This window comes from Rossellomorea vietnamensis (assembly GCF_008180415.1).
Lineage (GTDB): Bacteria > Bacillota > Bacilli > Bacillales > Bacillaceae_B > Rossellomorea > Rossellomorea vietnamensis_C.
In genome coordinates, this window is sequence record NZ_VTEI01000002.1 from 318,898 (window position 1) to 338,705 (window position 19,808).

Annotated in this window: 16 protein-coding genes and 1 pseudogene; 8 read left to right on the plus strand and 9 right to left on the minus strand. The window is 41.2% G+C overall.

What is annotated here, in order from left to right; genetic code table 11:
* Positions 1-64: 64 nt before the first annotated feature.
* The 3 genes from FZC78_RS04160 to FZC78_RS04170 all read left to right on the plus strand — a co-directional run bounded on the left by FZC78_RS04160 (position 65) and on the right by FZC78_RS04170 (position 4,345).
* Positions 65-1,177, plus strand: a complete 1,113-nt coding sequence (locus FZC78_RS04160) for a GerAB/ArcD/ProY family transporter (RefSeq protein WP_148938395.1) — start codon at positions 65-67, stop codon at positions 1,175-1,177.
* The gene (locus tag FZC78_RS04165; RefSeq protein ID WP_148938396.1) at positions 1,174-2,340 is read left to right on the plus strand and encodes a Ger(x)C family spore germination protein; all 1,167 of its coding nucleotides are present in this window, start codon (positions 1,174-1,176) and stop codon (positions 2,338-2,340) included. Before FZC78_RS04160 ends, FZC78_RS04165 begins: the two co-directional genes overlap by 4 nt.
* Positions 2,341-2,803: 463 nt before the next feature.
* On the plus strand, positions 2,804-4,345 hold the full coding sequence (locus tag FZC78_RS04170; protein WP_148938397.1) for an HD domain-containing phosphohydrolase: 1,542 nt from the start codon (positions 2,804-2,806) through the stop codon (positions 4,343-4,345).
* A 106-nt stretch (positions 4,346-4,451) separates the two neighbouring features.
* Here FZC78_RS04170 and FZC78_RS04175 read toward each other — a convergent pair whose 3' ends face one another.
* Positions 4,452-4,658: a hypothetical protein gene (locus tag FZC78_RS04175; RefSeq protein WP_435874029.1), complete on the minus strand. Its 207-nt coding sequence runs from the start codon at positions 4,656-4,658 to the stop codon at positions 4,452-4,454.
* A 19-nt stretch (positions 4,659-4,677) separates the two neighbouring features.
* Positions 4,678-5,262: pseudogene (locus FZC78_RS04180) on the minus strand (transposase); the annotation flags it as partial.
* A 472-nt stretch (positions 5,263-5,734) separates the two neighbouring features.
* Between FZC78_RS04180 and FZC78_RS04190 the strand changes: the two are divergent.
* Complete coding sequence (locus FZC78_RS04190) at positions 5,735-6,814, plus strand: AI-2E family transporter (RefSeq protein ID WP_148938399.1); 1,080 nt, start codon at positions 5,735-5,737, stop codon at positions 6,812-6,814.
* A 313-nt stretch (positions 6,815-7,127) separates the two neighbouring features.
* Here FZC78_RS04190 and FZC78_RS04195 read toward each other — a convergent pair whose 3' ends face one another.
* Positions 7,128-7,466, minus strand: coding sequence for a DUF1033 family protein (locus tag FZC78_RS04195; RefSeq protein ID WP_187444795.1), 339 nt, complete (start codon positions 7,464-7,466; stop codon positions 7,128-7,130).
* 160 nt (positions 7,467-7,626) lie between these two features.
* Between FZC78_RS04195 and FZC78_RS04200 the strand changes: the two genes are divergently transcribed.
* Positions 7,627-8,082 carry a cupredoxin domain-containing protein gene (locus tag FZC78_RS04200; protein WP_148938401.1) on the plus strand — a complete coding sequence of 152 codons (456 nt, stop codon included), beginning with the start codon at positions 7,627-7,629 and terminating at the stop codon, positions 8,080-8,082.
* 220 nt (positions 8,083-8,302) lie between these two features.
* Here the strand turns inward: FZC78_RS04200 and FZC78_RS04205 are convergent, their stop codons facing one another.
* The 3 genes from FZC78_RS04205 to FZC78_RS04215 all read right to left on the minus strand — a co-directional run bounded on the left by FZC78_RS04205 (position 8,303) and on the right by FZC78_RS04215 (position 11,160).
* Entirely contained in the window at positions 8,303-8,677 is a 375-nt protein-coding gene (locus FZC78_RS04205; protein WP_148938402.1) for a fluoride efflux transporter FluC, read from the minus strand.
* Positions 8,674-9,057, minus strand: a complete 384-nt coding sequence (crcB, locus tag FZC78_RS04210) for a fluoride efflux transporter CrcB (RefSeq protein WP_148938403.1) — start codon at positions 9,055-9,057, stop codon at positions 8,674-8,676. The genes FZC78_RS04205 and crcB overlap by 4 nt, the downstream gene beginning before the upstream one ends.
* A 942-nt stretch (positions 9,058-9,999) precedes the next feature.
* Complete coding sequence (locus tag FZC78_RS04215) at positions 10,000-11,160, minus strand: D-alanyl-D-alanine carboxypeptidase family protein (protein WP_148938404.1); 1,161 nt, start codon at positions 11,158-11,160, stop codon at positions 10,000-10,002.
* Positions 11,161-11,562: 402 nt separating this feature from the next.
* On the opposite strand from FZC78_RS04215, the gene FZC78_RS04220 reads away from it, so the two are divergent.
* From FZC78_RS04220 to FZC78_RS04230, 3 genes are all read left to right on the plus strand, one after another.
* On the plus strand, positions 11,563-11,847 hold the full coding sequence (locus FZC78_RS04220) for an acylphosphatase (protein WP_148938405.1): 285 nt from the start codon (positions 11,563-11,565) through the stop codon (positions 11,845-11,847).
* Between the two features lie 306 nt (positions 11,848-12,153).
* Entirely contained in the window at positions 12,154-12,765 is a 612-nt protein-coding gene (locus tag FZC78_RS04225) for a 5-bromo-4-chloroindolyl phosphate hydrolysis family protein (RefSeq protein ID WP_148938406.1), read from the plus strand.
* 13 nt (positions 12,766-12,778) lie between these two features.
* A complete protein-coding gene (locus tag FZC78_RS04230; protein ID WP_148938407.1) occupies positions 12,779-13,930 on the plus strand; it encodes a toxic anion resistance protein in 1,152 nt (383 codons plus the stop codon).
* Positions 13,931-13,982: 52 nt separating this feature from the next.
* On the opposite strand, the gene FZC78_RS04235 is transcribed toward FZC78_RS04230, so the two are convergent.
* The 3 genes from FZC78_RS04235 to FZC78_RS04250 form a co-directional block, all read right to left on the minus strand.
* The gene (locus FZC78_RS04235; RefSeq protein WP_148938408.1) at positions 13,983-15,560 is read right to left on the minus strand and encodes a cation:proton antiporter; all 1,578 of its coding nucleotides are present in this window, start codon (positions 15,558-15,560) and stop codon (positions 13,983-13,985) included.
* 923 nt (positions 15,561-16,483) lie between these two features.
* Positions 16,484-18,403: a vWA domain-containing protein gene (locus tag FZC78_RS04245; protein ID WP_148938409.1), complete on the minus strand. Its 1,920-nt coding sequence runs from the start codon at positions 18,401-18,403 to the stop codon at positions 16,484-16,486.
* A gap of 11 nt (positions 18,404-18,414) precedes the next feature.
* Complete coding sequence (locus tag FZC78_RS04250; RefSeq protein ID WP_148938410.1) at positions 18,415-19,296, minus strand: ATP-binding protein; 882 nt, start codon at positions 19,294-19,296, stop codon at positions 18,415-18,417.
* Positions 19,297-19,808 lie beyond the last annotated feature (512 nt).

Genomic DNA, 19,808 nt, shown 5'->3' on the forward strand with positions numbered 1-19,808 from the left:
TTCCAAAAGCCACAATATAAGCAAAACAGCCTAAAAAAGAGTCGAATGATAAAGGATTGTGTCCATGAAAATTAATGTTGATCCTCCAAAAAGCTTAATGTTCAACTCATTTTTCATCATGTTTGTTGTTCACGCTGCGCAAACAGGAGTTGGTATCGCGGGACTTCCGAGAATCGTCTTCCTTGAAGCCGGGCAGGACGCGTGGGTTTCCATCCTGCTTGCCGGTGTCATGACCACAATTGCAACAGCAATAATTGTATTGCTGTTGAAGAATTATGAAAGTGCAGATCTTTTTGGAATCCATAAGGATATTTTCGGGAAATGGATAGGCAGTTTTTTAAGCGTGATCTATATCGTATACATGATGGTAATCGCCTATCTTGTCATCATGCATTATACCGAAATGGTTCAGGCTTGGATTTTTCCGCAAATGCCCACCTGGCTCCTGTCTGCCCTATTGATTTTTCTAGGGGTATACGCTGTATTGGGAGGAGTCAGAATCATCGTCGGAGTAAGTTTTATGGCTTTCATACTAACTGCATGGCTGATATTTGTCATTTATGCCCCTTTGAAGTATATGGATTATACTCATTACTTCCCGATGATGAATCATAGTTGGAAAGAGTTGGGGATGGGAACGTATAAGACCGCATTTTCTGTCATCGGATTCGAACTCCTTCTCCTTCTCTATCCTTATGTAAAAGACAAAAAGAAAGTCTTGAAGTTTTCTTTAATAGGTATAACCTACACAACATTCATCTACTTTGTGGTGACCTTTGTCTCCATAGGCTTCTTTTCTGAAATGACACTTGAGAAGACAATCTGGCCAGTTCTTTCAATGTTCAAAATTGTTCGGATTCCTAACCTGGAACGTTTTGAATTTATTGCCGTTTCTTACTGGATGCTGGTCATCCTGCCGAATATCTGCTTATATCTTTGGGCAGCGACAAGAGGCGTCAAAAGAGTGTTCGGATTTCATCAGAAGAAGACAATCTATATTTTTGCCGTACTTTTATGGGTAAGCACATTTTTCATTGACCAGAGAATCCAGATGAATACTTTTACCGATAAAGTTGCTTCCGTCAGTTTCGTCCTTGTATTTATCTATCCAGCGCTGCTTTTGGTTTTTGTATTTATAAAGAAGTTTTTCAATAAGAAAAAGGGGGAGTCCTTGTGAAAAACCTTCTTATGGTAACAGCATTCTTAACCGCTGCCCTTCTTCTAAGCAGTTGTGTTGAAACAAGGTATTTGGAAAAACAGGGGTTGATCACCGGTGTAGGATATGATCAATCTGAAAAAGAAGGAAAAATAAAAGGGACCATCGTGTTCTACCAATTCAATCCTTCTATGAAAAACTTATCCACCGTCATTTCAGCTGAAGCAGACACAAGTAAAGGAATCCGAATGTCCGCCAATATGGAAACCGACCATAATCTTGTTTCAGGCCAGCTCAGGGTCGCTCTTTATGGGGAAGAAATCGCTAAGAAAGGAATAAGCTCTCTGGTTGACTCTCTTTCAAGAGATGCCTCTATAGGAAATATGATCTATTTAGCGGTGGCCAGTCCAAGTGCCAATGAAATTCTTTCCTTCCAGCCAAAAAGCCAGCCAACCAATATGGGAACCTACCTTTATAATCTCATGCAGCTGAATATTCAGAACGAAGTCATCCCCACCCCCACCATGCAGGAATTTATGACAAGTTACGGGTCCGTAGGAAAAGATGCCATCCTTCCCTACCTATCAATTGTCAAAGGGAAGGTAGGAATCACCGGGTTTGCCCTATTTTCTGATGATAAACAAGTTGGAGTGCTGGATAGGGAAAAAATCTTCTATGTCCGCTCCTTGCTTAATTCAATAAAAACCGGAAGTACGGAAGTCAATGTTCCCAAGGAAGTTTTTAAAAAAGAGATCGAGGTGGCTGAGCCGGAAAAAATAGAAGAAAATGAGGCAGATAATGAAGAGAATATGATGCACATTACCATGGACAATATCAAAAATAATTACGATATCGAGTTGATTGACAAAAGCAAACCTTCTTTCCAAATCACGTTAGAGTTTGAATCCAGAATCCTTGAAATGACTGTTCCGCTTAGTTTATCAGACGCAGAAGTTCTCAAGAAGCTCGAAAGCGAACTAGAAAAATCGATGGAAAAGAAAGGGATGGAAGTTATCAAGGAGTTACAAGAATACGGAACTGACCCAATTGGATTCGGCTCATATTACCGTGCATCCAGCAGAAGGCAAGAAGTGACAAAGAAAATGTGGGCTGATAAATATCCTGAAGCCGAATTCGACCTGAATATTGATTTGAAAATCGTCCGGACCGGAATCATTGATTGACGTGAAGGGATTGCTGAAAATACAACTTCATCATGATGGAGATAAACTGCAGCGATTGATGATCCCAGTCTTGGTTGATCTGGTGCGGAATATACCCTCATAAAAGAAGGCTGTTTCCGCTTGCATCGCTGCTTTCAGATATCCCCCTGGATACAAAAGAAACGTACCTATTTAAAAAGCTGTTTTGGTTCATTGTCGATTTCGTTATCTCCTCAAAATCAGGACGTTTCTTTCAGCGAAAAGCGTCCCTGAAGGAATGTCATATTTGGAAGAAAGAAAGAAAGAAAAGTGCTGCTCTCTCTGTTCATAGAAAAAGTCCTTAGTAATCGGGGGAAATTCCAGAACTAAGGATTTTTTGAAAAGCAGCATTTTTCATGTGAAAACAGCCTTTTTTATTTGTTTTATACCAAAGCTGCCTATTTTGCATTATAATGTCATCATTAGCAGGATTATGGAGGTATGCATGGCTGTTTTCACTCTTTTCCAAAGAAAAATGTTTTACAACTACATTTTAGGTTCACTTATTGCCGTACTTGGTGTCGGCTCTGTCTTCATCTTTCAGACTCTCGATCTCCCAAACGGAGAGTACCAGTATATGATTTTCACCATTTTCATCTCTTTAATCACCATGTTTTCAGCTGAATATCTTGTATACAGCAGGCATATCAATCCGATTAAAACCATTTATAAAGACCAGCTGTATTCACTGGATGTCCTGGAGAAAGCCTTCAACCACAGCTTAAATTTTCCTGTACTGACGGTCAAAAGAATCATGCTGCCTCACTTCCTTGGACTCGCTGTTCCGGCAACAGTTCTCACTTATTTCTTTATAGAGGCAGAACTGATGGACTTGCCTTATACTTATATAGGCTACGCCTGGGCAGGAGCATTTCTCGTCGCTACAATGCATGCACTTATTGAATTTTATTTAACTTTTATCACTGCTGCTCCTCTCCTGACAGATTTAGCTGATAAAGACCAGAAATTATATAATACCGATCTTTTTAAAAACAAGCCCTTTTATCTCAGCTTAAAGAGGAAGCTCTTGGCAGGTTCGCTTTTCCTTGCCCTCTTCCCGGTAATGCTGTTTAGTCTTGCATCACAAATCCGGCTTTCGATCACCTCTGAACCTCAATCGGATTATTGGAGCTGGGCTGGGCTTCTGATACTGATTATCCTGGTGCTCGCTCTCTTGGGAACCATCCTTCTATTCAGAAACATTGAGCAGCCGGTAAAAGAGCTTCAAGCTGGATTTCATAATATTGAGCAGGGTAATCTGAAGCAGTTGACAAATCCTTATTCTGACGAATTTTCCGATTTGGTCAACGGTTTTAACAACATGGTGACTTCCATTGGAGTAAAAGACAAGAAAAACGAGCAGTTGATCGCCAGTTTCTTTGATGTCATTGCAGGAGCATTGGATGCCCGTGATCCATACACTGCCGGCCATTCCAAGCGTGTCGCTCACTATTCTTCCGAAATAGCCGAAAAAGCCGGATGGAGACCTGATAAGATTGAATTGCTTAGAAAATCCGCACTCCTGCACGATATCGGAAAAATCGGGATTCGGGATGACGTTTTGCTGAAAGATGGAAGACTGTCAGAAGAAGAGTTTGCCCAGATCAAACTGCACCCTGTTATCGGAGCTAACATCCTGGAAGGGATCGACCTGACAGAAGAACTCCTTCCCATCCTGCCTGGTATAAAATATCACCATGAAAGGCTGGACGGCAAGGGATATCCAGAGGGGCTGTCAGGTGCTCAAATACCTGAATTCGGCCGGATGATCGCTGTCGCAGATGCCTATGATGCCATGACATCTGACAGGCCTTATAGAAGAGGGATGAGCCCCATGAAGGCTTTATCCATTCTTCAAGAAGGAAAAGGCACTCAATGGGATTCGGAGTTCGTCGATCATTTCATCTCAATACAGTCATCGCGAATTGCTGAGAAAGCTTCTGCCCACAGGGAGGGCACTGAAAATCTGCCGATATCTAAACTATAACTATAATTAATAAAGAAAAAGCCAACCCTTCTTCCTATAAAAGGAAGAAGGGTTGGCTTTTTTCTTGGATATCAGCATATATGCCATATATGCTGCCCCTTTATTATCACATTAGTTTTAGGATCCTTTTAATGTTTACTGCAAATATAGCCATGGCCCCTTGTAATTCCATGCCAATTAGACCCGAGGATTCTGCCACATCATACCCGTGTCTGTGTTTTAATTCACTATTTTTCGCTTCAAAAAGCCAACCCTTCTTCCTATAAAAGGAAGAAGGGTTGGCTTTTTTCTTGGATATCAGCATATATGCCATATATGCTGCCCCTTTATTATCACATTAGTTTTAGGATCCTTTTAATGTTTACTGCAAATATAGCCATGGCCCCTTGTAATTCCATGCCAATTAGACCCGAGGATTCTGCCACATCATACCCGTGTCTGTGTTTTAATTCACTATTTTTCGCTTCAATTTTATATCGTTCTTTTGCCTTTTCCTTAAAATACTCGCTTTCCTGGAATTTTGCTTGGGAGGAGTGCTGATCGGACTTTATGGAAACGGAGTACGTCTTACTTTTAGCTCCTTCTTTGTAGCACCCTTCTCTAAGAGGGCATCTCGTACATTTATCCACCTCAAAATAGTAAGTGTCAACTTGGTTTTTTCCTACTCCTTTTTTGCCTTGCCTAGCTTTCCGTGTGGCCATATGTCCTACCTTACAAACATAAAGTCCCGCATCCTTATTGAACTCGAATTCGTTCTCTTTTTTTCGGGCACCCTGAGTGATTTGGGGGTGCAATCTTGAAACCAGTTTAATACCATTTCCCTTACTATATTCAATATTGTTTTTCTCCGAATAGGCTGTATCCCCAATAACCGTCTCAACTTCCATGCCCGAGCTTATGTCCTGTGGAACGACGATATCATAAAGGTCCATATACTTACTGAACATCATTGTTTGTTGTTGTTGAATCACTGGAAACCACCCACTTTTATTGTTACTTCTATTATAAAGTAAGGCTTTATTAGCGGGTAGTGTTCTTTTTTCTCAACGTTGATTGGAGTGGAAGGTGCACGATCTCCTGCGGGACTAGCGGGACAGGTGAGACCCCGCAGGCGAAGCCGAGGAGGCTCAACGCCCGCCCCGCGGAGTCGTGCACCTGGAACGAAAATCAACACTTATTCGTAAAACCTGAAGTGAAAAAGGCAGAATCGCTCTTTGAAGTGAGCGATTCTGCCTTTTAGATCTTTATTGAACTTTTTCAGTGCCCTCCCCACAGGTAGGAGCTTTTTCATTGTTTAGGAAACTACACGTTTCAAAGGAAAAAATAAAGAGAATATATAGAGGAGAGGACTGGATACAGTCCTTTCAGTATTTGTAAGGAGTGAAATGTATGCCTGAGGGAAAATGGTTTCGCAGGGGCTATGCCGTTGCACTAATTTTATTAATTATCTATTTAGGGACACTGGTGGACTTTATTTTCACCCCCCTTACCGTGTTAGTTACAGCCTTGTTCGGACCAATCGTGCTGGGAGGAATCTTTTATTACCTATTGCGCCCGCTGGTCAATTTCCTGGCTAAGAAAATGCCTAGACCTGCCGCTATACTCATCATCTACGTGGTCGTCATTGGTATTTTTACCGGAGTGATCTTCTATATCGGCCCGATTCTGCAAAGACAAATCAACAGCCTGATTGAAAATATGCCGCTGCTGATTGAGAATTTCCGCGATGCACTGTTGAACCTGCAGCAAAATGAATGGGTCTCCCGTTTTCAGAACGGAGAGAGGTTCTCTCTGGAGGATATTACCAACCGCCTGACAGATTACCTTAACGAAGCAGCATCCACACTGGGCAGCAACCTGATGAATATTATCAGCACGGTGACCAATATTGTTGTATTGGTTATTCTTATTCCCTTTGTTCTTTATTACATGCTGAAAGACGGGAGCAAGCTTTCAGGCAGAATCCTGAAGCTCGTACCCCATAAGCATGAAAAAGAAGGAAAAAAAGTATTGAGTGACATGGATGAAGCATTAAGTTCTTATATCCAGGGACAAGTGATCGTCAGTTTCTGTGTAGGTGTCCTTGTATATATTGGATACTTGATCATTGGATTGGAATACTCACTCGTCATTGCCTTGCTGACGATGCTGACAAATGTGATTCCCTTTGTCGGGCCATTTATCAGTTCGGTGCCTGCCGTCATCGTTGGATTTCTTCAAGACCCTATTATGGCACTATGGGTTGTCATTGTCATACTGGTTGTGCAGCAGATCGAGGGAAATCTTATTTCCCCGCAAGTCATGGGCAGAAAATTGGATATTCATCCGCTTACCATCATTCTGCTTCTTGTGGCGGCCGGAAGATTTGCCGGCTTTCTTGGATTGCTTCTTGCAGTACCAACCTATGCGATCTTGAAAGTAATATTCACACACGTTTACCGATTTATTAAGTTACGGACAGATTTATAAGGTGCTGGCTCCCATTAATTTAAAATGCTCTTTTCGATCAGATACAAAACCCTTAATATCCAGGCATATCCCAAAGCAGCAATAGATGCGGAAACAGCCATTGAAAAAAAGCAGGAATGAAGGATCCCCTTCCATTCCTGCTTTTTTGTTGAACCTGCATCAGATCATGTCTACAGGAAATATGATATAAGGTACCACACTGCTTTTATAGGCTGAAGCTATGCTGCGGACAGAAGCATACTGCAAGAGAATAGTTCTATTTTCAATACAGCTGTCAATAAGGTGATACCCTTCTATATTGACTGAAAGATGGTCATCTTATAAATGAAGAGTCAAACTTCTTTTTTTCTTCTTCAGTAAACTCTTTTACCTTTTCATCTTCCATTAAAATAAGGCCATGATACAGCTGCAAGTCATCGTCACACGCTTCACAAAAAACCTTTTCGTCCTCATTCCAGAAAGCCGCAGTATTCTTTTTATGTTTTGCATGCTGAAAGGCCTCATTGTATTCCTCAATAAGGTTGATATACTGCTCAAAGGCTTTTTTTTCAGTACTATAGTTTAGTTCCTCTTTTATATCCTTCTTCCAATCAGGAAAAAACCACCACGGTTCTGCTTCTCCTGACATTTTGACTATTTTCCATGATGTCATTGCAAAACACCTCCGAATCCTACGGGTAAATTGTACAAAATTTCCGGCAGGATAGAAAATCATCTGCTTAGTTTCACCTCTGAGACAAAGTTCATTCACCTTTTAGACAAGTTTTAAAAGGGCAAGGCATATATTTGTACAAGATAAAGGAGGTTGTACCATGAAGTTTGTTGTATTGAAGAAAGGATCTCTTATTTTTTTTATTATCGGCTTTATCGCCCTTTCACTGGGTGCAGTGTGGATGATGTTTCCAAAAGAATCCTATCCGACTGTCTCAATGAATGGAGAGAGCTCCAGAGTTCAGGTAATTCAGATGGTTACCGCGGAGTTCTCTTCTGAAACTGAAAGCGGTGAGAAAATTGAGTCCTATAGATGGGATCCGGGCACAATCGTAGTGGACAAAGGCAAGGAAGTACAATTCCGCATTTTAGGTGTCAATGGGATGGCCCATCCCTTTTACATTGAAGGGACAGATGTAAGGGGGACTGTTAAAAAGGGAGAAGAGTCGGTTTTCAATGTGACCTTTGATAAGAAAGGAACCTACAGGCTCGTTTGTGAAACTCATGAATCTATTGAAAATGACGGGCCAATGATCGGCTATATCGTGGTCAAATAAAATAAGGCCGTCTCATTATAATCTGGGCAGACAGATGAGCCGTCCTTATTTTAAAGCTGTTTTCGGATATATTGTTGCTTTCGGAAAGATCCCAAGAGCTGCTCCCCCGATAAGAGTTTTTTCTCTTATCGGGGGAGCAGCTCTTTTCTTTCGGTATTACAGTATTTTTTCCTTTTTGATATTGATATTTTTCGGAATTAGTATCAAATAGCACCAAAGATTACGAAAAGAGCCATTTTATAAGATTTATTCCCGCAGCAAGTCCTAAGAAAGCTGAAGACAAGCCGCCTGCATAACTACATACCAGATATAATACCGCTCTTCTTCTTTCTCCTAATACTTCCAGTCTCCATGCCTCCACCATAAAAGTAGAATAGGTGGTAAATGCACCAAGAAATCCAATTCCGAAAAATGCGTATGGTCCCCCTTCGATTCCCAAACCGAAAAGCACGCCCAGCAGAAAAGCACCTGCCACATTTATAGACAGTGTGCCCAAAGGAAAACTTGAAGGGAATCGGCGTTTGACTGCATTTCCGATTACAAAGCGTGAGACAGCCCCCAGAAATCCTCCAGCTGCGATCGCCATTAAAATCATCCTCTCACTCCTTTCCTCTTCCCGGCTTTAAGTCCGCCAAAGGCAAATAAGAGTCCACCCAATGCACTTAAAATAAAATATATTAATGCCAAGTAAAAGTGTCCTCTGTACAAAAGTCCAATTGTTTCAGCACTAAATGCTGAAAAGGTTGTAAAAGAACCAATCAACCCCGTTCCAAGAGCGGCCGATACTTCAGCAGAAATCCTGCCATTCTTCAACGATGATTCTGTTAAAAGCCCCAGCACAAAAGACCCCGCCAAGTTGGCTGCCAGCGTCCCATAGGGAAACGCATAAGGATTCAAGTCCAGTAACAAATTCCCCGTCATATATCTTAACAGGCTGCCTGCCGCTCCGCCTAATCCAATAAGAATATAGATCATAAACATCCCTCACACTATGTAGTAAAAACTATCCTGCCTTTTTAAAATATGGCTGTTCTAGCTTATATTGCTGCTTACGGAAGAATCCCAAGAACCGGATTTTCCCCCGGTTACTAAGAGTTTTATCTCTTATCGGGTAAGAGCAGCTCTTTTCTTTTTAACATTACCGTATTTTTACTTCTTAATATTGATTTTCTTCGGTATTAATATCAAATAGCAACATAGTTACGAAAAGACCCTAAAATATTTACATATGAAAAACACACTCCCCTTTATTGTAACTCTGAATAGTCACAATAAAAAGAAGTGTGCATCTTTTCAAGTCTTACTATATTTTTCCCTTGGGTTTGTATGATGTACACACCGGGTTCAATCATTGATAAATTGCCCTAAGACAATGAAAGCCCTTCCTCTCAATCATCCTTATGGCTCCTAGGCCATGCCAGTGAGAATTAGGGGAAAATCTAGCAATAACATATATCATACAACTCTCATTCTGTTTGCATCGGATAATATTGAGCCTTTTTAGCTGGATTGAAAAAGGCCTCCTTATCTTCTCCGGATCTATTCGTCCGGTCAGCATAAGGATCAAAAAAATCGATCAAGCTGTAGTTGATCTGCAGAAGAAAATTTTCGATGTACTACTACGGAGATTAGTAGTCAGTAAGACCTGACTTATGGTGTTTCATTACCACAAATATTAACTATACACTTTTCTGTAAGACTTGTCAACAGGTGAAGAAGAGATGGCACTAGTCTGCACAATTGGTTCTCTACTCTTCCTTGCAGACAGCTCCCTTCTTTCCAGCTTCTCAATGCATGTATCATCCCTTGCTCAGTGGTTACAGCCAAAATAAAGAAGCTCAAAAACCGTGGAAGCAGACCCAGTAGGTTTCTGGCACTTTAAATAGCTGGTGAGCCTGCTTCCATACTTACACACATTTATGCGGACGTTCTTTTATTTCTTACTGCCGCGGCGCCTGCTATCAACAGCAGTCCAAAGTAGAGATAAACAGGATATAGAACCAGCTGGCTGTTAACAGGATCCCCACTTTCTTCCTGGTCTCTCTCATTCTGCTGTCCCTTTGATTTTTTCGGGATGGCAGGCAGCTTACTCAACAGCTGCTGCTTTCCATCCAGTGTATAGTTCAATCCCCCGGTAGCATCTAAGGAGATAAGGTCTTCCTCTCCCATAAGACTGGTATAAACGATCTCCCTATCTGAGAAATATTCCTTCCCGCCGTTTGCATATCTCTCTCCTTTTGGAATGACGTTATGCCGGAAATGGGTTAACCCATATTTCAGTAAAGCATCAGTATCCTGGTATATGGCCGTTTTGGATTGCGCTTTTAATAAAACTACTGCTATCGAAAGGTTTTCACTAGAAGCAGTTGTGACGAGAGTATGTTTCGATTCATCTACATAGCCATTCTTTCCACCGGTCACCTCAGGAAAATCCATTTCTCCCTTGACCATCTTGTGGTGGTTAAATAATGTTGTTTCCCAGCCTTTCCCTTTCCATTCTACTTCTTTCAAAGAAAATAAATCTTTGAAATCCTTATTTTTCATGGCATAAGAGATGATTAAGGCCATGTCCTCTGCTGTTGTATAATGTCCCTTTTCATAAAGGCCATGAGGATTGGAAAAATGGCTGTTTGTAACGCCGGCTTTTTCTTCTAAAAATAGGTTAAGGTTCTCACTGAATTTTTTAACTGAACCATCCAAATGTTCTGCAATAGCCACAGAAGCATCATTGCCTGAATTAATCATCATTCCGGTCAAAAGCTGCTTAAGTGACATCTGTTCACCTTCCAGCAAGTACACAGACGATCCCTCTGTCTCAGCCGCCTCTTTGCTGATTGTCACCATACTATCTAAATTCCCCTTTTCAACAGCGTAAACAGCAGTGGCTACTTTGGTTATACTGGCAGGAGACATGGGCCTCTTCGCGTTTTTTGAATATAGAATTGTCCCAGTATCAGTGTCGACCATGATTCCGCTCTCACTGAAGAGCATTGAGGGTTTTTGGTTTTCTTCTTCTTGAGCAAACACAGTGATAACAGATGAAAAAAATAAAATGATGGCGATGACATACTTTTTCACAGAAGGGTCTCCCTCCTTTTTCGTTATTTAAAGGCTGTTTTCGTATAGAGTTTTGCTTTCGGAAAAATCCTGAGAGCCGGATATTCCCTGGATACAAATGTTTTTCTCTCTTAACGGGGCGAGCAGCTCTTCTCTTTCTTGCTTACCAGGATATTAAAGTTATAATCTAGTGATGTTTTTCGAAAATCATACTAAATAGCAACAAAGTTTACGAAATGAGACATTTAAAAAGACATTTAACATTTTAACAGAAAATTGCGCTTCTTAACCGTTGAAATCAAAATTTAATAAAGTTGCAAAGACTATATCAAATGTTTAACCCAGGATTCTTTCAAAGAGTATAAGGTTAACCATTTCTTTGTTGGGGAATAAAAGAAATGACGATTTTACAGGAGGATTAAAATGAAGAGAAAAGTACATTTATTTGTTGAAGGGCACGTACAGGGAGTTGGATTCCGTCATTTCACTAAAAACAAGGCAGACGAAATGGGCATCTCTGGTTGGGCAAAGAACCTCGATAATGGTTCAGTTGAAATTACTGCTCAGGGAGATGAATCTGATATTGAGAATTTCGTCACCTTTGTCAAGAATGGAGCGAGTCCGTCTTCCCGCGTAGACGTTTGCCATATTAATGAACTTGAGGCGGATGAAAACTCCCGCTCGGTGGAGAGTTTTAAAACATTATAATATGTAAACGGATGAAAGCTGCCGGGCCAGCCAGCGGAATTTTTGCCGGTTGAGTCAGGGCAGCTCCAGCGGCAAAATAAGACTGGCCCAATAGTTGGTCAGTTTTTATTTGCAATGCTGGTTCGCAAATGAAGTTACCGGGCCATTGAGAAGAGAAAAAGCCCTAGTAATCAAGTGTCGCCGAGAATCATTTATATTTAATTCCTCTATATTTGCAGGATTTTTGAAACTTTTATAGTATTGAATCGTAATAAATAGTAATAAAGCTATCGCTTTTAATACAGTACGATTTAAGGAGTAGATCATATGAAATCAATACCTCTGACATTCTTAAAGTCATTTTTAGGAATTAATGGGTTTTTCATCACTTTCCTTGTGATGATATTTGGATTCGAACAATCCGTTCCTGCAGGAGCTTTAGGCGGAATAGCTGCTGCCTTTCTGGCTTCCACGCTTGGAAAATGGGTGTACACAAGGAGATTTCTTAAGGAAAACGGCATTTCCTTACAGGATTACCGTTATATAGATAAAAACTTGAAAGAAGCCAAGGTGAAAATCAAACGCCTGCAAAAGGCTCAATTCCAAGTCCGCTCCCTTGGTGCCTTTAAACAAATTCTGGAATTGAACAGGCTCGCCCGCAGGATCTATGCAATTGTTCGGAAAGAGCCGAAAAAGTTTTATCAGAGTGAACAATTCTTCTTCTATCATCTGGACTCCGTGGTGGAGCTTTCGGAGAAATATACTTACCTGGCTACACAGCCAATTAAAAATGATCAAGTATTTCAGTCTATAAAAGATGCCAAGCGCACACTCCATTCCCTGGAGGATTCGCTTCAAGAAGATCTGATGAGTGTACTTTCCAACGACATCCAAACCTTGGATTTCGAGTTGGATGTTGCACGCAAAAACAAAAAATAAAAGGAGCAAACTCATGAACTCAAATCATTCTACTGACTATAAAAATGATGATTTAGAAAGTCTTTTGGCAGATCCTTTTGCCGGAAACAAATCCGAAGTAAATGAGGTCAGCAATGCACCCATGATGCTTGCCGACCGCCTGACACCTGAACACAGGCAGAAAGCGCAGGATATCGCCAAGCAAATCGACATCGGAAACAGCCAGGCTATACTGGAGTATGGGACAGCCGCACAGACCCAGATGTCTAACTTCTCTCACTCCATGCTTGATCATGTCCAAAAGAAAGATGTCGGACCGATCGGAGATGTCCTGAACGACTTGATGAAGAGATTGAAAGAAATGAACCCTGAGGAACTTTCTGATGAGAAGAAAGGCTTCGTCAAAAGATTTTTCGGCAAGCTCTCCAGTTCTATACAAGAAGTCCTGTCAAAATATCAAAAAATCGGCAGTCAAGTAGATCGAATTTCTGTAAAACTTGAACATTCAAAAAATGTTCTTATAGATGATAACCGGTTTCTGGATGAATTGTATGACAAGAATAAAACTTATTTTCAGTCTTTAAATATATATATTGCTGCTGCTGAACTGAAGCATGAGGAACTAACGACTGTTACCATCCCTGCTTTAAGGCGGAAAGCAGAATCTTCTCAAGATGACATGGGCTACCAAGAAGTCAATGACGCCCTGCAATTCCTTGACCGCCTCGAAAAGAGGATTCATGATTTAAAAATCAGCAGACAGATGACGATTCAGACAGCACCGCAAATTCGTCTCATCCAAAACACGAATGGAGCATTGGCTGAAAAAATACAGTCTTCCATACTGACCAGCATCCCCCTTTGGAAGAACCAAATCGCCATCGCTCTCACTCTTTTTCATCAAAAGAAAGCCGTTCAGGCACAAAAGCAGGTATCAGATACGACCAATGAGTTATTGTTGAAAAATTCTCAAATGCTTAAAACAAACAGCATAGAGGCAGCAAAAGAAAATGAACGGGCCATCATTGATATGGAAACATTGAAAAAAACGCAGGAAAACCTGATCTCCACTATTGAAGAAACACTGAGGATACAGCAAGAAGGCCGTTCGAAGAGGCAGCAGGCTGAAAAAGAATTGATTTCCATGGAAAACGATTTAAAGAACAAACTGCTGCATTTAAAATAGAGTACAAAAAAAGGCTGATACCCAGCCTTTTTTTGTTGCTCACCCCAAGGACTCAATGCCTGTCTTCAATATTAACAATTGCATCCGTGATTCGTTCATGTTCCCTATCTGCTGTTTCATTCGAAATTATTTCTTCTCTAAGAAGAAGGTCAACCGCTTCGTGTTCCGCATACAAGGTATGCTTTCTCAATGTATTCATTTGTTTTTGCTTTAAATCAGGAACTCGGTCGAACAACTCATTAATCTGGTTTTTCAACTGATCAATTTTTTCCTGGTACGTTTTGATCAAGTCATCAGATACTGGGTCCGTGATATACAGCTTTTTCTTCACTCTATGGATTTCAGCTATCGCTGTTTCATAGCGGTGCAGTTCTGCAATAAGTTTCTCGAATTCAATAGAGCCTTCTCTGTCAGGTTTCACCCCAAGAAACCCGATCAACGGTTTTAAGGAGAGACCTTGGACCACAAGTGAAAATAAAACGACGCTGAAGGCCAGGACAAGGATGTCTTCCCTGCCAGGAAAGTCCCTTGGCAGGCTCAGTACAAGAGCTACAGATAAGGAACCCTTTAAGCCGCCCCAGTTCAAGATGTGCTTCCACTTAAGCGGAAAACTCTTGATAAGCATCAGACTTCCATAAACAGCAGCACTCCTTGCTATCAGGACAAGGGGAATGGCCGCAATGATCAGCTGCCACTTATCCACTAAATCAATCCTGGTTATTTCCAGCCCTACCATAAGGAATACAAGTGAATTGGCTAGGAGAGCCGCCACATCCCAAAAGTTATTGATATTCAATTTAGTAGTCGGGCTCATGCCTATTCTTCCGCCGTAGTTACCGAAGATCAGGGCTGCGACGACCACCGCTATGACTCCTGAAGCATGTACGCTTTCTGCCAGCAAAAAGGAACCATAAAAAAGGATGACACTGAATATGATTTCCAGAGGATAATCATCAAAATACTTGGTCAGGATCGAGAATCCATAACCAAGTGAACCCCCGATGATCAGTCCGAGCGCAACGACCCTGATAAACTCCCATAGACCGCTCCCCAAGCCGGACCATCCAGCATCCAGATAGGAGAGCAAGTAGAATGCTGAAATATTAAAAAGTACGACCGCAAGTCCATCATTGAACAAGCTTTCACCTTCAATTACGACAGAAAGCCTTTTATGGACGCCGACGCTCTTGAAGATGGAGAGTACACTTACAGGGTCGGTTGCACTCATTAAGGCTGCAAAAACAAAGGCTGCAGGGATGGAAAAGTTGAAAAAGTACATAGTACCGAACCCAATGATCAAGTAAGAGAGGAAGGTACCCCCAAACGCCAGTGTAAAAATTGGTTTCCTATTCTCTTTTAAATGCGAGAAAGGAAGCTTTAGCGCTGCTTCTCCGAGAAGAGCCGGCAAAAAAAGAGTAATGATGACAAAGTTGAAAACTTCTCCTTCTGTTATAAACAGTTTCAAAGGCTCCAATACCGGAATATTGAAAAGACCTATCAAGGCACCAATGATAACGAGAGCAATCGGATATGGCTGTTTGAATTTTTTAGCAATCGCCGTAATACCGGCAGCTATCATGACCAGAATTAACCCTAATTCAAAAATATGATGCAGATCGAGTTCTTCCATTAGATTCCTTCCTTTCTTTAAAGAATAAAAGATATGTACAACTGGAACTAACGTATTATGACGCTTATTTCTGTTTCTGAAGGTACAGAACCTATCTCTATATAATATCCATTACATCTCTATGTAAAACTAGAAGAACAAAAACGCAAGCGACTTGGTCAGCCCCCACAGGCAAATGTTCTAGACAGAAAAAAGGCAGGCTTTCCTTTTATTCTCTTAGTGTAATTTTATCCCGAGGGGCTAAATCCGTTCCGGTAGGTACGGACCCTCGGGTGCTGGAGCCGGCTTGAGAAACACTCACTAATTTTCGGACTGAAAATTTTATCTTTCTTAACTTATAAAAAGGCTCTTTTCTAAAGGCTGTTTTCGCATATATTGTTGCTTTCGGAAAATCCCAAGAGCCGGATTTCCCCCCGGATACTAAGAGTTTTATCTCATGTCGAGAGAGTGTAGCTCTTTTCTTTTCGGTGTTACCAGTTTTCATTCCTCTTAATATGGTTATTTTTTTCGGTATTAGTATCAAATAGCAACAAAGTTTACGAAAAGAGCCTTTCTAAAAGATTGTTGCTTTTGAATATTTTTTCCTTTTCCCCTTTACTTAGAAGGATTGGAGCGGAAGGCGTGCGACCTCCTGCGGGATTAGCGGGAACTAGCTCCAGCACCTAGCCCCTCGGGGTCAAATAACCTTAAGAGAATAAAAGGAAAGACCGCTTTTTTTCTCTTGAGAACATTTGCCTTTCGGGTCTGACCAAGGTGCTTTCACTTTTCAAGGACAGTGAGACCCCGCAGGCGAAGCCGAGGAGGCTCAACGCCCGCCCCGCGGAGTCGCCGCCTGGAGCGGAAATCCATTACTTTTAAAATAGCCACAATCTATGCGAAACAGCCTTTTAAAAAGACCTGCCACAATAAGTGACAGGCCGGGTTCATATACTTTTAATCAAAAGGCGTCTCAGCAAAGGAAAGAGAACATCAGGCAGTTCTTCAACATTAGAAACCAGGATGCTGAATTTCCCATAGATATTTTCAATCATTTTCCGCTGCGCTTCCGTAATTTCATCATTTGAAAGAAAAACATTGATCACTTCAATCCCCTGTTTTCTGGCTTGCAAGACCGCTTCATGTGTATCTACGATTCCATTTTGTTCGTATCCGAAGGCTGCTGGTTCACCATCTGAAAATACCAGGAGGAATTTCTGTTTTTCACTTCGCTGAAGCAGTCTTTCTGTCATCAGTCTGATTGCAAAACCATCACGATTGTCTTCCTCAGGCTGCAAACTCATAATTTCGGCACCCATGCCAGGCTTCAGGCTGGTCCTAAAATCCAGGACAGCTTTCATATAGTTGGGCTGCTTTGTTTCTGTAGCATGGTTGGTATCTTCCCAGAATCCCACTACTTCATGGGGAACTCTCAATGATTTTAAGGATTCATGAAAAAGTGTGATTCCAAGCTTAGTTTGTTCCATTTTGTCATACATGGAAGCAGAACAATCCACCAACAGGGAAAAGACAGCATCAATCTCTGTTGAAGGATTCTGTTTCTTATGAAAAAGTCTTGGATTGTCATCAGTCAGGAACCTTAATAACTTCTTATTCAATCGTCCGAAATGCAGGTCACTTCTTGGCAGAATTTTTTTATGTTCCAACGTTTTTTCTATCATCTTCTGAAGCTTCTTCTGATAAGGAGAAATCAGTCCTTTATTATGATCATAAGCCTTAAATTCCTCATAGTTCGGGTGATCCGGCTTTAGGAAAATCGGATAGGCAAATCGGTTTTCTTTTCCATACTCTGTTTCCCCTCCGCCTTTTTCCTCTTCATGATCCTGCCGAGCTGCTTCCATTTGTGAAAAATCCTTGTTAGCTGTCTCTTGTGAAGAGCCTTGCACCATACCAAGTGCCTGGTCGCCTTTCTCTCCTTCTCTCACTCCATTGCCCATTAAATCGGATTTAGAACCTTGATCGAGATCAAACTGCAAAAAGGAATCTCCTTTATCACTCGTTTCTCGATGCCAAGTCTTCATTTCCTCCTCAAATACTTCTTCTTCTCCAGTACTTTTTTCTTCAAGAGTATCATCATTTTGAAGCGGATCTTTTCTTTTAAGATCTTCAATGGTCATTCCTTGCTCATCCTGGGTAAAGACTTTTTCCGGCAAATGAAAATACTCATTGAGCATATCTTTTTCAAGAATCTCCTCGAATACTTCCATTAATTCCAGACAAATCCGGCTGACATCTTCAGTTGATTCAGTTTCAAAAAACCTGGAAAGAGTACTGCTCACGTAAGGCATGGCAAGGTCTATCCGCTCATTGATGGATGCAGCTTGTTCCAGAGGAGACTGTGCATTGAGAATCAGATATATGCTGTTAAACAAGGAGTCTGTAAATACACTTTTTACAAGGTTTACTTTTAATTGCGATTGAAAATGCTGACGGTACAAGCTTCTTCTCGTTGCAAAGGCCTTTTTTGTACCCGGCCTCTCCCTTTTGCAGATCTCCTCTAAGCGAATGTCTTCTCCCAGAACAAATAATTGCTTGCCCAAGCTTGAAAGCCGTGTCTCCTTGACCTTCTCGATGTACTCAGCCGTTTTAGAAACATCAGTATGTTTGAGATTACCGATTGTCCTGAGAAAGATATCACTTTTTAAACCATGAAGTTCTTCCACCTTGCTTCTATGATCCCAAAAGTGTGTAACAAAGACCTTTTCGTTTTTATAGTCCAAGTAGGAATGTGGACCATACTCCAGCTCCATCCCGCTGTTTTTAGAGAGGGTCTTGGCCAGGTCGGAAAGTTCCATAAAGAGAAATGAATCGATCGTTTCATCGTTAAACTGAATAAATCTCTGCATACAATCAACCCTTACTCAAATAAAGTTTCTGCAATATTCAGGATGGCGGCTTTTTCTCTGTCATCCTCCAGCTTGTCAATAATTCCACGCTGAATGGCTCTCAGTGGAGGAAGGTAAACGGCAAGGTCGCAGGCATCTATCAGCGCCCTTATGGAAGCAGCTTCTTCAGAAATCTGCCCATTCCGAACCTGTACCAGCAGATCGGAAGACAAGGAGATAAACTTCTCTACAAGCTTCTCATCCTGCTGTTTGCTTTGTGCCATAAGTACAGACTTTAAAGTCTCGCCGCTGATATAAGGAACATCGATGACAACAAACCTGTTCTTCAATGCTTCATTTAAAGGAACAGTTCCCACGTACCCTTCATTAATTGCAGCTACAACTCCGAATGTCTCAGTTGCTTTAATGACGCCGCCAGTGAACGGATTTGTAATCATCCTCCGATAATCCAGCACCCCATTTAGAATCGGAAGAGTTTCCGGCTTAGCCATATTAATTTCATCAATGTAGAGAAGATGTCCTTTTTTCATCGCTTCGATTACTGGGCCTTCGATGAACTCTATCGTATTCCTGCCCTCTTTTTCGGCAATTGTCTTGTACCCAAGCAGGGCTTCGGCATCCATGTCGACTGAACAATTGATGCTGTGCATCGGCTGTGCAAACAGAGATGAGAGGGTCTCGGCAAGCTTTGTTTTCCCAGAACCCGTAGGCCCTTTCAGCAACACATTCTTCCCCATCGCAAGGGCAATCACTGCATCCTCCAGTACCGCGGCATCTTCTGCAGTATAGCCCCCTTCCCCTATCAGTGTCTGGTCTTCCCTGTTGGCAAATTGGCCTCTTCTATTAGTTAAAATATCTGAAATAGCACTAGGTAATTGATTTTCAATCGTCATAATTATACTTCCTTCCTAAAAACGAAATTCTGCACTAGAGACCATTCTACATGTAAAAACGTTTTCACTGCAACGATTGTAGTTTTAACGTGTTTCAAAGCGTTTGCGAAAAGTAAATACGAAAGTGAATTTCTATTAACCAGCCATTATCCTGGAAGGTTCTTACTCTTACTCTAGTGTTCGCGGGTAACATCGCGGAATCTTTTCAATCTTGAGGCTTGGCAGCAAATCCAGAAGCTGGTTTTTAGAAATAGCTCTCTTCGTAAACTTAGTTGCTATTTAATATGAATTTAGTCAGATATCATTCACTAAAATATTCTGGTGAGCAAGAAGTAAAGAGATACTCCATCGTTTAGAGAGAAAAAACATAATATTTGTGGGAAGAATCTTGCTAATTGGGTTTTATTGGAAGTTAAAAAATTCGAAAGTATTCTTTTCTAAGAAAATATTACATTAGAATACGATTTTACTTTCATCCCTCTTTTCGTAGGAGGATTGAAGTATAAGGCGTG

Coding starts and splice junctions, on each gene's coding strand:
- FZC78_RS04205 (WP_148938402.1), bottom strand. CDS start 8,677: ATGATTTTAATGGCGATCGCAGCTGGAGGATTTCTGGGGGCTGTCTCA.
- FZC78_RS04190 (WP_148938399.1), top strand. CDS start 5,735: ATGCCTGAGGGAAAATGGTTTCGCAGGGGCTATGCCGTTGCACTAATT.
- FZC78_RS04245 (WP_148938409.1), bottom strand. CDS start 18,403: ATGCAGAGATTTATTCAGTTTAACGATGAAACGATCGATTCATTTCTC.
- crcB (WP_148938403.1), bottom strand. CDS start 9,057: ATGATCTATATTCTTATTGGATTAGGCGGAGCGGCAGGCAGCCTGTTA.
- FZC78_RS04235 (WP_148938408.1), bottom strand. CDS start 15,560: ATGGAAGAACTCGATCTGCATCATATTTTTGAATTAGGGTTAATTCTG.
- FZC78_RS04220 (WP_148938405.1), top strand. CDS start 11,563: ATGAAGAGAAAAGTACATTTATTTGTTGAAGGGCACGTACAGGGAGTT.
- FZC78_RS04195 (WP_187444795.1), bottom strand. CDS start 7,466: ATGACATCATGGAAAATAGTCAAAATGTCAGGAGAAGCAGAACCGTGG.
- FZC78_RS04230 (WP_148938407.1), top strand. CDS start 12,779: ATGAACTCAAATCATTCTACTGACTATAAAAATGATGATTTAGAAAGT.
- FZC78_RS04200 (WP_148938401.1), top strand. CDS start 7,627: ATGAAGTTTGTTGTATTGAAGAAAGGATCTCTTATTTTTTTTATTATC.
- FZC78_RS04225 (WP_148938406.1), top strand. CDS start 12,154: ATGAAATCAATACCTCTGACATTCTTAAAGTCATTTTTAGGAATTAAT.
- FZC78_RS04250 (WP_148938410.1), bottom strand. CDS start 19,296: ATGACGATTGAAAATCAATTACCTAGTGCTATTTCAGATATTTTAACT.
- FZC78_RS04170 (WP_148938397.1), top strand. CDS start 2,804: ATGGCTGTTTTCACTCTTTTCCAAAGAAAAATGTTTTACAACTACATT.
- FZC78_RS04160 (WP_148938395.1), top strand. CDS start 65: ATGAAAATTAATGTTGATCCTCCAAAAAGCTTAATGTTCAACTCATTT.
- FZC78_RS04175 (WP_435874029.1), bottom strand. CDS start 4,658: ATGGCATATATGCTGATATCCAAGAAAAAAGCCAACCCTTCTTCCTTT.